The organism is Metabacillus sediminilitoris (assembly GCF_009720625.1).
Taxonomy (GTDB): Bacteria; Bacillota; Bacilli; order Bacillales; family Bacillaceae; genus Metabacillus; species Metabacillus sediminilitoris.
Window position 1 is genome coordinate 5,181,049 of the sequence record NZ_CP046266.1, and the last position, 13,967, is coordinate 5,195,015.

At 38.7% G+C, this 13,967-nt stretch carries 13 protein-coding genes; 4 read left to right on the forward strand and 9 right to left on the reverse strand.

Annotated features, from left to right (window positions below):
• The first annotated feature begins 346 nt into the window (after nt 1–346).
• Complete coding sequence (locus GMB29_RS24970) at nt 347–1,096, forward strand: YdcF family protein (RefSeq protein WP_136352247.1); 750 nt, start codon at nt 347–349, stop codon at nt 1,094–1,096.
• Nucleotides 1,097–1,282: 186 nt separating this feature from the next.
• Here the strand turns inward: GMB29_RS24970 and GMB29_RS24975 are convergent, their stop codons facing one another.
• Nucleotides 1,283–2,482 carry an HD-GYP domain-containing protein gene (locus tag GMB29_RS24975; RefSeq protein WP_136352246.1) on the reverse strand — a complete coding sequence of 400 codons (1,200 nt, stop codon included), beginning with the start codon at nt 2,480–2,482 and terminating at the stop codon, nt 1,283–1,285.
• Between the two features lie 166 nt (nt 2,483–2,648).
• Between GMB29_RS24975 and GMB29_RS24980 the strand changes: the two genes are divergently transcribed.
• From GMB29_RS24980 to GMB29_RS24990, 3 genes are all read left to right on the forward strand, one after another.
• On the forward strand, nt 2,649–3,257 hold the full coding sequence (locus tag GMB29_RS24980) for an N-acyl amino acid synthase FeeM domain-containing protein (RefSeq protein WP_136352245.1): 609 nt from the start codon (nt 2,649–2,651) through the stop codon (nt 3,255–3,257).
• Nucleotides 3,257–4,015 carry a ThiF family adenylyltransferase gene (locus tag GMB29_RS24985; RefSeq protein WP_136352244.1) on the forward strand — a complete coding sequence of 253 codons (759 nt, stop codon included), beginning with the start codon at nt 3,257–3,259 and terminating at the stop codon, nt 4,013–4,015. The genes GMB29_RS24980 and GMB29_RS24985 overlap by 1 nt, the downstream gene beginning before the upstream one ends.
• Nucleotides 4,016–4,207: 192 nt before the next feature.
• Nucleotides 4,208–4,579, forward strand: coding sequence for a helix-turn-helix domain-containing protein (locus tag GMB29_RS24990; protein ID WP_136352243.1), 372 nt, complete (start codon nt 4,208–4,210; stop codon nt 4,577–4,579).
• Between the two features lie 124 nt (nt 4,580–4,703).
• Here GMB29_RS24990 and GMB29_RS24995 read toward each other — a convergent pair whose 3' ends face one another.
• From GMB29_RS24995 to GMB29_RS25030, 8 genes are all read right to left on the reverse strand, one after another.
• Nucleotides 4,704–5,471 (reverse strand): helix-turn-helix domain-containing protein, encoded by a 768-nt coding sequence (locus GMB29_RS24995; protein WP_136352242.1) that lies wholly within the window; start codon nt 5,469–5,471, stop codon nt 4,704–4,706.
• 240 nt (nt 5,472–5,711) lie between these two features.
• On the reverse strand, nt 5,712–6,473 hold the full coding sequence (locus GMB29_RS25000; protein ID WP_136352241.1) for an ABC transporter ATP-binding protein: 762 nt from the start codon (nt 6,471–6,473) through the stop codon (nt 5,712–5,714).
• The gene (locus tag GMB29_RS25005) at nt 6,454–7,269 is read right to left on the reverse strand and encodes an ABC transporter ATP-binding protein (protein ID WP_136352240.1); all 816 of its coding nucleotides are present in this window, start codon (nt 7,267–7,269) and stop codon (nt 6,454–6,456) included. The genes GMB29_RS25000 and GMB29_RS25005 overlap by 20 nt, the downstream gene beginning before the upstream one ends.
• The gene (nikC, locus tag GMB29_RS25010) at nt 7,266–8,114 is read right to left on the reverse strand and encodes a nickel transporter permease (RefSeq protein WP_136352239.1); all 849 of its coding nucleotides are present in this window, start codon (nt 8,112–8,114) and stop codon (nt 7,266–7,268) included. The genes GMB29_RS25005 and nikC overlap by 4 nt, the downstream gene beginning before the upstream one ends.
• Nucleotides 8,114–9,058: a nickel ABC transporter permease gene (gene nikB, locus GMB29_RS25015; RefSeq protein WP_136352238.1), complete on the reverse strand. Its 945-nt coding sequence runs from the start codon at nt 9,056–9,058 to the stop codon at nt 8,114–8,116. The genes nikC and nikB overlap by 1 nt, the downstream gene beginning before the upstream one ends.
• Nucleotides 9,059–10,561 (reverse strand): nickel ABC transporter substrate-binding protein, encoded by a 1,503-nt coding sequence (gene nikA, locus GMB29_RS25020; RefSeq protein WP_406600359.1) that lies wholly within the window; start codon nt 10,559–10,561, stop codon nt 9,059–9,061.
• Nucleotides 10,562–11,137: 576 nt separating this feature from the next.
• A complete protein-coding gene (locus GMB29_RS25025) occupies nt 11,138–11,752 on the reverse strand; it encodes a helix-turn-helix domain-containing protein (RefSeq protein ID WP_136352236.1) in 615 nt (204 codons plus the stop codon).
• A 312-nt stretch (nt 11,753–12,064) separates the two neighbouring features.
• Nucleotides 12,065–13,891, reverse strand: a complete 1,827-nt coding sequence (locus tag GMB29_RS25030) for a LamG-like jellyroll fold domain-containing protein (RefSeq protein WP_227551427.1) — start codon at nt 13,889–13,891, stop codon at nt 12,065–12,067.
• Nucleotides 13,892–13,967: the final 76 nt, after the last annotated feature.

A 13,967-nucleotide genomic window follows, 5' to 3' on the forward strand; every position in this document is an offset into this window, starting at 1 on the left:
GAAAATGAAAACGCAGTCATGGGTGTCGTTACTAATTTTTACCCCAAAAAATTATTTTTCAACCCACTTTTTTTGCCAATCATACAGGGAAAACCATTTTTTATTACATGCCCTTTTCGCGTGGTTTACACCAGAGGGCGGAAAAATGAACTTGGTTCAATAAATGGATGTGAGATGTGGTTCAATAGAAGAATAGTAGATTTAATGATATTGGGAAATGGTTCAATAAAGAGGTACTCTTTCAACAAACATTTAATTAAAGGCACGAAATTTTCAGGCCATGCCATACAAAATTTGTATTATACTTTTCTTGTATGAATCCTTTCTAAAAAGGTGGAACCTTTGTATGGTATATATCATTAAATTTATTTATAGCTTTTTCACACCGCCTGGTATTTTCCCAACGGCACTTTTTATCCTTAGTTACTTTACATTTAAACGAAATAAGCTTCTTTTTAAGTGGATCCTTTCCATTGCCATTGTCAATTATCTATACGTGATCCCGATCACAGGCCAGCTGTTGCTTCTCCCACTTGAACAGAAATATAGTGTGCCGAAAAATTTAGATGGAGATGTTCTTGTGATGCTTGGGGGTGGGGCTACTCATGATACTCATGATCTAAACGGGAAAGGACATTTATCTGGTGCTGCATCTAGTCGATTGATCTCAACTGTTCAACTATACAATGAGACGAAGCTTCCGATCATCGTATCTGGAGGACAGGTTTTCCAAGATAGCGGGAATGAGGCGGAAATTGCGAAACGGTTGCTTGTCAGTTTAGGTGTTAACCCCAACGATATTTATATGGAAGATCGCAGTTTAAATACAGAACAGAATGCGAAGTTCACTGCCGAATTACTAGAAAAGCATCAATTTGAAAAACCTATTTTAATTACATCTGCCTTTCATATGCAACGTGCTGTTCAACATTTTGAGAATGAAGGCGTTGCTGTAGAAGCTTATCCAACGGGATACTTGGTTAGTAAAAAGATTGACTTATATCCTCTTCAATTTGCACCATCGAATCAGAGTAATGGAGCTATTGCGGTAAAAGAATATATTGGTTTAATCGAAGCATCGTTTTTGAGGAAATAGAGAAAACGCCGCAAAAAGGCGGCGTTGTTTTATTTAATGGAATTTGTAGAATGCAAGAAAAAATAAAGAAGTTGCAAGATTATATCTTGGAGTTGCAAAAATATCATAAAAAGTTGCAAGATTATCGGACAAGTTGCAAGATTCCCCTTCAAAGTTGCAAAAGAGCTCATAAACAATCAATTTTTTCTAAAACAAATCCGTCAATGACTCAAACTCCTTTATCGGGTCGTTCGCTTTTTGATAGATGTTCCTAAACTCACCCTTCACGTTTTGGAGAACATCTATGAGCTGTGGATCGAATTGAGTCCCTTTCCCCTCTTCAAGAGCTTGGAATGCTTCATCAACGGTTAATCCTTTTCGATAAGAACGATTGCTTGTCATGGCGTCAAATGCATCTGCGATCGCTAAGATTCTAGCTTCTAACGGGATGTCCTCCCCTTTACGTTTTGTTGGATACCCATTCCCATCCCAACGTTCATGATGATAGAGGACGCCGTCTTTTAATTCTTGCAGCCTTTCAATTCGCTCCACCATTCTTGCGCCAACAACAGGATGTGTTTTAATCACTTCATACTCTTCATCTGTCAGCTTTCCTTCTTTTGATAGTATCGCTTCAGGGATATTGATTTTTCCAATATCATGAAGCAGCCCAGTTAATCTCAATTTTTCTAAGCATTCCTTGCTGCATTCCGGCAGATACTTTGCGAGAGCGACAGCATACATACTAACACGTTCACTATGCCCAAACGTATATAGATCCTTTGCTTCCACCGCAACGATAAAGCTGTTAACAACCTCTTCGATTGTTATCTGCATCGATTGAAGAACGAGATTGACTTGTTTCATATAAATGATGTGGAGAGTCTTTAAGACGAAAAAGCTTAACGTAGCGAGAATGATATAAACCAATATCCTGTTGGAAATATCAATACTATCTGGTGTGTACAAACTCGTTGGCGATGCAAAACTTAAATACGATAGAATGCCGAGACCTAGAAACGAATAATAGAAAAGAATTCTCTTTTCACCATAAAGTCCTCCTAATAATGGTAAAAGGAGAAAAAAGGACCATGACTCACTATATCCTGATTCAAAATAAAGAACCGTTATTAAACCCGCACAATACGCCAACATGAAATACTGATTGATTTTCGAAGGTATTTTGACAAAGTGATTGACGATTCCTAGTAAAAACAGAATCCCTAAGCAACCTAGTAATGCTGGAAAATTCGCCCGGGAATACGCTAATTGAAAGACTAAAAATAGAAAGTTCCATGTACAGCTTAATAGTAAAAAGATTGCATTGATCCAAAACAAATAGGTCGTAACCTTTGTACGATGTTCCTGGAAATATTCATTGTATAGTTTCTTCTCTAATTCCAACATATTGATATCTCCCAGCTAAAATAAATACCATTATTATACCATCATTCCCCATTACCCGTTATCTGATTTTGTAGAGTGTTGGCGATTTTTGACAAACAAAAGTAATCATTTCTCCTATATAGTTAAATTGCACTAAAAAATGACAATTTATAAGGAGAGATGTCGCATGGAAAACACCCCTCAGTATTATTTTGGTCTAGCAAAAAACAAAATCAGAGAGGAGGCAATCGCCCTTCATCAGAAGCGTTATCAGGAGGTAGGATTTTTTAAAGAAGGTGAAAAGGATCCTTATGAACAGGACTCCCTTTATTTTATCGCGCAAGAAACATCAATCAATCAAGTCGTTGGCGTGACACGTCTCATCTTTAAGCCGATCGGGCAGCTGCCTACAATGAAAAACTTTAAAATCTATGATCTAAATTATGGCCGGCTTATGAAATTAAAAGAAAACAGTTATGTAGAAATAAGTGCCTTTACAAAACTACCAAAACATGAAGTTGGCGTCCATTTGATCCGAACCATTTTTCATTATTCAAATCAAAACGGCATTACACATTGGATCGCCTGTATTGATGAACGCGTCTTTCGGTACTTAAACCGCATTTTCAGCTCGATTTTCAAAGAAATTGGTGTACCAAAAATCTATTTAGGTTCGCTAACCGTCCCATGTGTCGTCGATCTCCAAGAAGCAATCAAACAAATTAAAGAACAAAGACCAACATTATATACTTTTTTAATGGAATCAGATAAACAAGTTATGGAGGTATTACGCTAATGATTAAAGAACAGTTTACTAGAAACCTAGGAATTATGTCAGAAGAAGAAGTAAGCCGATTACACGGAACAACAATTGCGATTGCTGGATGTGGCTGCATTGGCGGCTTTGCTGCTGAACTACTAGCTCGAATGGGTGTTGGCAAATTAACATTAGCTGATCCGGATACTTTTGATGAATCAAATATAAATCGCCAATGTGCGGCAACACATCGTACAGTTGGTATGCTGAAGGTCGAAGCGCTAAAAGATCATCTATTAGCGATTAATCCAGATTTAGAGATTACTTTATTCACAGAAGGAGTCAACGAAGAAAATGTTGAAGCGTTTCTTGAAGGTGCAGATTATGTCATTGATGCCATTGATTACTTCTGCCTGCCGGAAGCCGTTGTGCTGCACCGCCAGGCACGACAAAAAGGATTATTTATTACAACAGCTGTTGCTTTAGGATTTGGTACCTCTGTTTTAACATTTTCACCTAACGGAATGAATGTAGAGGACTATATCGGGATTCCAGAAAATTGCTCGATTGATGATATAAGAGGAATGATCTTCCCTGCCTCCAGTTATGCCAGCTATCTGCCAAGCTATGCGACGGAAGAAAAAATTGCTGAGTGGATTGCAAATAAAACGATTCCAACGATTAGTGTTGGCCAAGCATTAGGGCCTGGTGCTTTAGTGTCGCAGATGGTATTGCATTTATTAGGCAGGAAGGAGCCGATGATTGTACCGGAGAAGTGGCAAGTTCAGTTTGAATAGTTTTATGGTGGGTGCATATACGTATGTACCCTTTTTTTTGGTAGTACATATCCATCTAAGGCAATCTGATTTTATCCAAAATTTCCCGATTAAAATCAATACTATTCACCTAAAAATTGGTTATAATACAAATTAACAAACTTAGAATACAACCTTAATTTTTTACATTATCGGTCTTATAGGGAGAACAAAATGAAAGATTTATCTAGAGCTGAAAAGATCAGCATCGCAATGAAAGGGCGTAAGCTGTCAAAAAAGCATAAAGAAAACTTATCAAAGGCGAAATTAGGTAAAGCTAGATCCATTGCGACCAAAGCAAAAATTAAAGAAACCCTTCTTGGATCAAAATTAGATGAGATGAGAAGAAAGCAGCCTATGTTAGTCTGTAAAACAAATATGAGCCGCTCACACCTAACTGCAGAAAACGTCAAAGAAATTCGAATACGTTATACAACAGAAAATGGCATATCGATACGAAAGCTCGCTGAAGAGTATAATGTTAGCAGACATACCATACATAGTATTGTTAACAATAAAACTTGGAAGCCTAAATCCACCATGTAAAAAGTTTACTTTTTTTAAAATCCATGCATTGGTATTTACCAAATAATGACGGATGAGCCTGTAAATAGAAGGTTCATCAACTCATTTTCAAAATGATAGATCCTAAAGTTTGGGTCTATAGAAATTAACAAACATCCTCCTCTACACTCCAATGATTTCCCTTCATATCCTCAAAATATAGCTTTGTAAACAATTGATCCAATACACCGTTATAATAGCCAAAAAGGTTATCGATCTTTTTCCTCTTTGTAGCTTGAAACGCGAGTTTTATCGCTAATATCCCGAGATCAAGCAACACTTTTTCATCATAGAATGGCTTGATATGTTTGATTTGACCTAAATAAACACCATAAAGGCGATTAACGATCTTTTTCTCTTTTGTAAAGCAATGACACATGTTACGAAATGATTGGTATGGCAGCTGAATAGGACCATCATACGTATTAAGATCTTTTAGATTGTTTAAAGAAGAAGAATTGGTTTTTGGTGTGACATTTTCTTGCTTGTCTTGTGTGACATTCTTATTTTCAACCTGTTCAACATATGGCTGAATAACAATGGCATTCGATGTTTGCTGCTGATCACTGCCCCGTTTTAGAGGATATTGCTTAATGATTCCTAAGTTCTCTAGCTCATGGCAAACGCGAATAATGGTCCGTCTACTTTTCCCGACCAGTTCGCCAATTTTATTTTTTGTTAGAAAGGAAACGCCCAGATACTTGATACTGTATCTTCCTAAGAGCTTTAAGATCGTAATCATTGTTGGTGATAGATTTTCATTGTAGTGCGTGATGTGATTATAGATGGATTGGTTTAAGTCTTCAATTGTTGAGAATGTGGTGAGTGATTCATATGTATCAACGCATGCTATTTTTGTGATTGCTTTTTTCATGAGTGATGACCTCCCTAAATTCCTTCATAGGGTATATAGGAAGTTTGTGCATGTTGGGTAGCGTTGGTTTTAAAATTTTTTAGAAAAAAAATAAAAAAGAGAGACAATCACTCTTAAATGATCGACTCTCCATACAAAATTGATAATAGCGGCTTGCATCAAAGAGGAGTTGCCACAGCAACTCCTCTCACACCGATCGTTTACAGTCCATTTTGTATCACGATCCACCTATTATTCTATCTAAAAAATTGAAATGAGCTCTTTTGTATAAGGGTGGCGTTCCTCATTAAATAAATGATCGCTGTTGAATTGATCGACAACCTCTCCTTCTTTCATCACCATGATCCGCTGGCTCATTTGCCTGACAGCAGCAAGATCATGTGAAATAAACAAGTAAGAGAGACTTAACGTTTCGCGAAGCTCTGACAATAAAGTAAGCACTGCCCCTTGTGAAATGACATCAAGGCTTGCAGTTGGCTCATCTAGAACAATGAGCTCAGGTTCAATGCTGATCGCTCGGGCAATCGTAACACGTTGCCGCTGTCCGCCACTTAATTCATGAGGATATTGATTGGCTAAACCCGGCGGCAGCTCAACGGCTTCAAAAAGCTGCTTGACAAAGGCATCCTCAGAGGTATAGGAAAAATGGCTAAGGTTCAGTTCCTTCCTATACTGGGCGTAAGGGTCAATCAGTGAATCCTTTATTTTAAGCTTTGGATTTAATGCAGCTAATGGATTTTGAAACACGATTTGAATTTTTTTTCGGTAAGGATGTAACTGACGCTCATTAAGCTGTTCAATTGCTTCTTCCTTAAAATAGATCGATCCGCTGTCAATCGGTTCAATCCTCAGCAAGCAACGAGCCAATGTGCTTTTACCACAGCCGCTTTCACCAACAAGGCCTAGACATTCCCCCTTGTTCAGTTCAAATGAGAGGTTGTTCACCGCTGTTTTTCCTGCTTGATAGGATTTTGTCAGTTGTTTAACAGTAAGCAGACTCATACGTATCAACCTCCTTTAACCCTGATGGAAGACCGCGTCCTAGTATAGGTGCAGCTTGGATCAATTGCTTAGTATAGTCATGCTGCGGATGATCGAGGATCCGATGCTTCCCGCCTGATTCAACGATTTCCCCTTCCTTCATGACAGCTAAACGAGTCGCATAACGTCTGACATGGCGCCAATCATGGGTGATGAATAAAATCGCACAGCCTGTTTCTTTTTGCCGCTTCGCAAGCAATTCTAAAATCCTGTGCCCAGAGACACTGTCAAGTGCAGTTGTTATTTCATCTGCAATTAATAGATCAGGTGACAGCAAAAGGGCCATAGCAATCGAAACTCGCTGAAGTTGTCCGCCACTTAACTGAAACGGGTATCGCTTGTACAAAGCTTCATCTAACCCAACAGATTCAAGTGCATCCATTGACTTTATTTTCCGGGTTTTGGCATCGCGAATGCCGTGTGCTTTCTGGTATTCTTCAAAATGCTGGCCAATTGTTCGAAACGGTGTAAAAGAGCCCTGATAATCTTGAAAAATATAGGAAAGTTTTTGGCCGCGAAAAGTCCTTATCTGTTTTGGTGATAACGATAGCAAATCCTCGTCTTTAAAAAGAATCTTTCCCTCTACCTGCAAATTAGGTGGAAGCATTTGTCCAATTGCCTGTGACAGTAAACTTTTTCCGCTCCCGCTTTGTCCAACCAGTGCATACCACTCTCCTTTTTGAATAGAGAGTGACACGTTATCAACAATTTTCTTTTCTCTGCTGCTAATGGATACGTTCTCAAGCGATAAAATCATTGTCCCACCTCTTTCTTCACATCAAAATGGTCACGTAAATAATCGCCAAGCATATTCGTTAGCAGCACAACAATCACAATCGCTAAACCAGGATAGATCATTAATTCAGGTCTTGACTGAAAATACGGGCGTGAGTCGTTTAGCATGGCTCCCCATTCAGGAATTGGAGGCTGTGCCCCAAGTCCAATGTATGAAAAGGCCGAAATGAGCAAAATAATTTTTCCTAGATCTAGACTTGCTAGCACGAGAACATGCCCCACAATATGGGGAAATAAATGCTTACGCATAATTTTACTTGAAGATAGCCCATTGGTGCGGGCAATCAGCACATACTCTTTTTGGGACTCTGATAAAACCGTGCTGCGAACAAGACGAGCATAACTAACCCATTTAACCATCACAATTGCAAGAACAAGGTTTGAGATGCCCGGTCCAAGTAATCCACTCAGGACAATGGCGACAATCATATCTGGAAAAGCTAAAAATCCATCGGCAATTCGCATAAATACCCGATCAACTAACCCGCGTTTATAACCTGAAATAAGACCAAAGGGGATTCCAATAATGAGGGCAACAATCAGCGCCAGCAAACTATAACCGATTGTTTGCTGACCGCCAAGTAAGAGCCTGGTCAGTACGTCCCGACCGAGTTGATCTGTTCCAAGTGGATGCTGAAGACTCATTCCCTGGAGGCGTCCATCGAGATTTGTTAATGTTGAATCATGCCGTAAATAAAAAAAAGCATAGATGGCGACTACAAAAACAAGGATTAGGCATATCAGCGCCAGCACCCCTTGCCAACTGTGCTTTTTTACCTTTGGCAAACATATAGACAGTCCTTTCATCAGCTAGTCTCCCTTTCTTTTAGTTTCATTTCGGGATTTAAATATCTGTAAGATACATCCACACATGTATTTACAATAAAAACAATGATCGCCATGATTAAAATATACCCCTGTATTAAGGGATAATCACGTTGACGGATCGCATCAACGACAAGCTTTCCTATCCCTGGATACGCAAATAAAACTTCAATCACCACAACACCGCCAATCAGACTTCCTAAACTGACTCCAAACACGGTAATAACAGGTGGGAGGCTGTGCCGAAATGCATGCACGAGGAAAATTCGCCATTCTGATAACCCGCGCGCTCTCGCTGCACGGATAAATTCCTGACTAAGCGAATCAAGCAGGCTGGAACGAAGCAAACGAACATATACGCTTGAAATGGCCAGCCCTAGTGTCAGTGACGGTAAGACCAATGAGATGAATCCATCTCTCCCCATGGTCGGAAGCCAATTAAAACGTACCCCGAATAAATCAATAAAAATAAGACCAAGCCAAAAACTCGGGATGGCCGCGCCAATAATTGATAGGATTCTACCCACCTGATCAATCCAGCTATTCCGATAAAGAGCAGATAGCGATCCAAGCGGGATTGATACGACCAGCATGACAATCAACGCACCAACAGCTAACTCAATTGTGGCAGGGAGCCCCATTAAAATCATGTCCATGACAGGTTGACCCGTGACATAAGAGTTCCCGAAATCAAGCTGGATAAAGTTAAGCAGCCAAAGCCCGTACTGGACGAGCAATGGCTTGTTGAATCCCAACTCCTCTCTTAATGCCTCTGCCTGCTCCTGACTAACTGATAGCTCATCCACATTCAAAATCGTCAAAACAGGATCACCAGGTGCAAGCCGAACAAACAAAAAACTGACAAATGTAATAAATAACATAAAAAATAAAACTTCAAAGAATTTCCGAGCAAGAATTTGAACCATTTACTTCACATCCAGCTTGTTTGTAATCATGTAATATTCACTTCGCGTTGTCAGCCAATTTTTAACTTTGTTTTCGTTATACGCAACAATGGTGGAAGGATGCAAGACAAAGGAATTGATCACATTGTCATGGACATAATCAGCCGCCTGCTCTGCAAGCTCAGCTCGTTCTTCTTGACTAACAGTTTGATTGAGCTTGTCAATAATGGCAGTCAGTTCAGGCTCATGAGCACCGCTAAAGTTGAGAGCGCCAGTTGGATGATAGGTTGCATTTAAATAGTAGCCGGCATCTCCGCGCGGGGCTGTTAAATTACTATACGTAGCCAAATCCCAATCGCGGTTTGACGCCATGTATTCCTCAGGAATATCGATTTGACGAATTTCAACATCGATTCCAATTCGTTTAGCGTCCGATTGAAAAACTTGAGCAATTAACGGCAAGTCTGCTCTTGCGCTATAGGTTAAAAGGGTAAATGTAAGCGGCTCTCCGTCTTTTTGCATTTTCCCCTTTTCAAGTGAATAGCCTGCTTCCTTCAAGTACTTCACAGCTATATCTGTTCCTGTTTCGCTCTGTTCATAAGATGGGGCAAACGGCAGTGATGGTAAAAATGGCCCAACAGCAGGTTTCGCATAACCTAAAAGAATCGTATCAACAATCTTCTGACGGTCAATCAATGCATCAACAGCACGGCGCACATTGACATCCTGCAAACTTTTCCGCTCCATATTCATCGTCATTTGATGGACACGGAATGTCTCAGTTGATTCAACTTTCATCCCATCTTGTGCTTGTAATGATTCCAAGCTTTCTACCTCTGGACGATAAACAATATCAACTTGCCCAGACTTCAGTGCTAGCGAACGAGCATTTGCATCCTCATTAAAAGCGAATGTCACTGAATCAAGATTTGAAGCACCATCCCAATAATCAGCATAACGCTCGAGCTCAAGCTTACTTCCAGGTGTGAATGACTTCAAAGTAAAAGGTCCTGTACCGACAGGTTTATTGACAATGTCCTCTTCTGTTACATCAATGATAGAAACATTAGGGTTAACAAGCTCAGAAACAAACTCCGGAAAAGGTTCCTTTGTTGAAATATGCAATGTGTAGCCATCTGCTTCAATCGTATCGATTTTAAGCGCATGTTGAATCGCAACACTCTCTTTCAGTGCTCGTTCAAGAGAGGCTTTCACCGCTTCAGCATCCATTTTCTTCCCATTTTGGAACGTAACATCTTCACGAAGCTTAATCGTCCAATGTTGCCCATCCTCACCTTCCCAGCCTTCTGCCAGCCATGGTGCAATCGTTAAATTTTCTTCATCTAGCCGGACAAGTGTTTCAGTAATCCCTGCTCTTAGCGGAACATAACTTGTATCAACATGAGGATCGAGAGAATTAGTGGAGAAATTATAGAGAAAATGGATATGTTTGTCTTCTGCTTTTTCCTTAACAGTACTTTGCGAGGACTGCGCACAAGCACTTAACAAGCTGACACATACCATTAAGATACCAATTTTAAGAAAGTGATTTCGTATGTATTCATGGAAACTTATAAAATTGACGCAGCAGTGCCAATTATTATGTTTAACTGTTTTCATAGTAAATTCCCCCTTTTCGTAATGATTCCGGTTTATATCATATCGTAATGATTCTTATTTGACAAGGAGGAATTATTTCATTCATTAGATTACTTGTACCTTTTCCTCTATGATATATAATCCTTGTTCTATATAAAGCTGAGAATTTTTTTGTGGCCTGGCGCTCTCAAACTACTTTTTAATTTTTTCAATTAACAGAACGATAAAAGTCAATAAAGATACCATAAACAAAGCTGTATTTATGTCCATAAGTTGCACCTTCCTTCTGGGAAGCTTTTCGCTACTTGCCTATGCAGCCCACTTTACTCCGAAGCAGAACAGTAGCACAAACTTCCCAAATGTATTCATAACCCATTTTTTAAAAGCCCTTAGTATGTGTATGATATAGGTTATTGAAATTGGTGCTTGTATTATAACCATTTTTTAAAAATTTTTAATTAAAGTTGAAAACTTATAACCGTGATGCAAAAAAATAAATGCTTATGCATCAGAGGATTTCTCTCTATATAACATTTCATTGAGGGGTGGATAGTCGAGAGCATGCCAAATTCTAAGAAAGAATTCGATAGATGGCTGGGATTTATTATTCATATAAATGGATAAGTTACTTTTATCGATACCTGTTATTTCTGATAGCTCTTTTTGTGTCATCTTTTGTTCTTTCAATATTTTCTTTAGATTATTTTTTATCGCGCCTTCATGAGAATGAATCAGTGGTTCAACATTTTCCTTTGAAGTATTTCCTAGTCTTTTGGCGGATTCATTTAAAATAGGCAGGAACTCAGGAAGTGACTCATATAATTTCCTTGTTATTTCTTTTGGTTTATGTGCATCAATATTATCTAGCATGGAATCGATAAAATACATCGTTGCCCCTTTAATGAAATCCTCTGCTGTATATTCCACATCTATTTTATCCATTTTGGCTTCCACATTTGCATATGTCGTATAAGCTTGGATTTTTTCAAAATTCTCCTTTTTAAAACCTACCTTAACAAATATATAATCTTTGTTTTCTTGGTCATTCTCTGATTTTGGTGTATCATCGTCGCCAACTCTCGCTTGATCGGCAGTCTTTTTATTACTCCTTCTCATGTATATCGCCTCCTAATCGTGGACAACTTATATATATCAAGATATGTGAGGTGTTTACGAATGACAAAAGATGAAAGAAAAGATGTAACAAGAGATATAGGCGGTACTGGGAAGCGTTCTTAAGTTTTAGCTGACATGTATTTTTATTATATGTAAATGTAATCTTTCTTATCATTTTTAATTGAAAATTTTTAACCACTTTTAAATGTATGCTTTTACATATGATTGAAGGTGTAAAGGAATTAAAATAACAGGCTCTCTATCCTTTATGGAAGAGAGCCTGAGATCTTTTATTTTAAAACAGATATATGATTAAAAATTAAAGCGTTCTTTAAAATTAAGATCAATTTCAAACTGATCGTTTTCAGAGTTTAAATATTTCACATCAAAATACGTACGTTCGTTCTTTGAAAGATTTTCTACCCATGGAGAATACGTTTTAAAGTTAATTTTGTTCAACTTCTCATCAAACTCAGCGAAACGCATCCAGCCATTTCCACCTGCATAGCTAGATTGATAGTCAACAAGTACTTGGATCACATCATTCCCTTTTGCATTTTGCTTTATGCGATGGAGAGCACCGTGATGGTGACCGTTTACCGTTATAAATACTTGATCGTTTAAATTGACTAACTCATTCCAAATCATATTTCCTCGTTTCGTATCTGAAGCAGATAATCCGTCTCCACCAATTCCTAAAATTTCATGTGACACCAAAATAGTTGGAAGATCAGAATGTTCGTTTAATACTTGTTTTGCCCAAGCCATGTCTTGCTCCATATGGTACATATCAACCATCAAGAATAAGTAGTTATAGCTTCCTGCTGGTACTATGCCGTATGAGCTATAACCAGACGGTGAGCTTCCTTTAAAATAGTCCTTTTCAACAAAACGATCGGCACCATAATACGTTAAATACGGATCTCCAGTACCATAATCATGATTTCCAGCTGTAGTAAGGTATGGAATACGATGTTTATCTAACATGTCCACCCCTGCGTCTGAAGCGGTCCACTCCTCTACGACATTGCTTTGGTCAACCATATCGCCTACAAAAGCAGTCATCGCAATATTATGTTTTTTTGCTTGATTCGCCACCCATTTCATTTGGGCAGAGAAAATCTCAGGCTTATAACGCACCGTTTTTTGCGGGTCTGGTACAAATAGAAAGTTATAATTCTGTTTGTTTGTTAACAGAGGTATCCTTTCATTTGTCCCATATTCAACATGTTCACCTTGAGGATTGTTCACTAACCATTGTTCCTGAGAAGTTGCTCCGTCCGTCATTTTTATTTCTTGAATTTTCCCCGCGAATAATGTATCTAATTCATTTGCCCACTCAGAAGCGCCAATATTCCAGCCCTTCCCTTCCACAGCATCAATACCGATCATTTCCGCATCCGTATTTCGGAAATCTGTCACACCATTCACATATAACTTTGTATGGCTTCCATCATTTACAACCGCAACATGATACCAATCTTCTTTGCTGTCTAACGAAAACGACCAATTTGTTTCATTATGATTTAAATTTGTAGGATGGCTTGTCCACTGCAACTCTTTCAGGTTCGACACAGATAATGTAGAGAGGATTTCCTTCTCCCCTTCTGTTTTATTAAGGTCAGCAGCCTGTCCTTGTCGAGTTAGAATTCCCATCCAGCTATGCTTCTCAGGTGCAAAATTTTGGGGCATTTTCACAATTGCCTCAATTGTAAAGCCTTCTTCAAATTTTTCACTGTTAATCATTGCATCATTTATTGTGCTAAAATATCTTCCACCTTGTGCTTGCTTATCGTTACCAAATTCGATACTTTGGACATCATCAGCATTTGCAAGATCATCCTCTGACCATTTCACCATGTTTTGTACTTCTGCAGAAGAGGCATCCCCAACCGTTTGAAGGACTAAATCATTTCCATTTCCGCTCGCGTCCTCTAGGACAAGATTGCCTGTTTCAATCGTTCCTGATTTCACATAGTCTTTTGAAAACTTCCAATCTGCAAGAACTTGTCCTGCTTCAGCCGTTGGAACCGAATTTTTTGTTGCAGCATCTGCATGTTGCACAGGCAGCAACGTTGTTAGCATCATCATACTCATTGGAATTGCTAAAAGCTTTGTTGGCCATTTGCTCTTCGACATGCCCTTTCTCCTCTCAGCTTTAAAAATTATTGGAATTTTTGACAACATTTTCATATTATCATGTTTATGTAAATGA

Bases quoted from the DNA above. Each gene is read 5' to 3' on its own strand.
- GMB29_RS24980 (WP_136352245.1), top strand. From the start codon at position 2,649: ATGGAAAACACCCCTCAGTATTATTTTGGTCTAGCAAAAAACAAAATC.
- GMB29_RS25025 (WP_136352236.1), bottom strand. From the start codon at position 11,752: ATGAGAAGGAGTAATAAAAAGACTGCCGATCAAGCGAGAGTTGGCGAC.
- nikA (WP_406600359.1), bottom strand. From the start codon at position 10,561: ATGGTATGTGTCAGCTTGTTAAGTGCTTGTGCGCAGTCCTCGCAAAGT.
- GMB29_RS25000 (WP_136352241.1), bottom strand. From the start codon at position 6,473: ATGAGTCTGCTTACTGTTAAACAACTGACAAAATCCTATCAAGCAGGA.
- GMB29_RS25030 (WP_227551427.1), bottom strand. From the start codon at position 13,891: ATGTCGAAGAGCAAATGGCCAACAAAGCTTTTAGCAATTCCAATGAGT.
- GMB29_RS24995 (WP_136352242.1), bottom strand. From the start codon at position 5,471: ATGAAAAAAGCAATCACAAAAATAGCATGCGTTGATACATATGAATCA.
- GMB29_RS24985 (WP_136352244.1), top strand. From the start codon at position 3,257: ATGATTAAAGAACAGTTTACTAGAAACCTAGGAATTATGTCAGAAGAA.
- nikB (WP_136352238.1), bottom strand. From the start codon at position 9,058: ATGGTTCAAATTCTTGCTCGGAAATTCTTTGAAGTTTTATTTTTTATG.
- GMB29_RS25005 (WP_136352240.1), bottom strand. From the start codon at position 7,269: ATGATTTTATCGCTTGAGAACGTATCCATTAGCAGCAGAGAAAAGAAA.
- GMB29_RS24990 (WP_136352243.1), top strand. From the start codon at position 4,208: ATGAAAGATTTATCTAGAGCTGAAAAGATCAGCATCGCAATGAAAGGG.
- GMB29_RS24975 (WP_136352246.1), bottom strand. From the start codon at position 2,482: ATGTTGGAATTAGAGAAGAAACTATACAATGAATATTTCCAGGAACAT.
- nikC (WP_136352239.1), bottom strand. From the start codon at position 8,114: ATGAAAGGACTGTCTATATGTTTGCCAAAGGTAAAAAAGCACAGTTGG.
- GMB29_RS24970 (WP_136352247.1), top strand. From the start codon at position 347: ATGGTATATATCATTAAATTTATTTATAGCTTTTTCACACCGCCTGGT.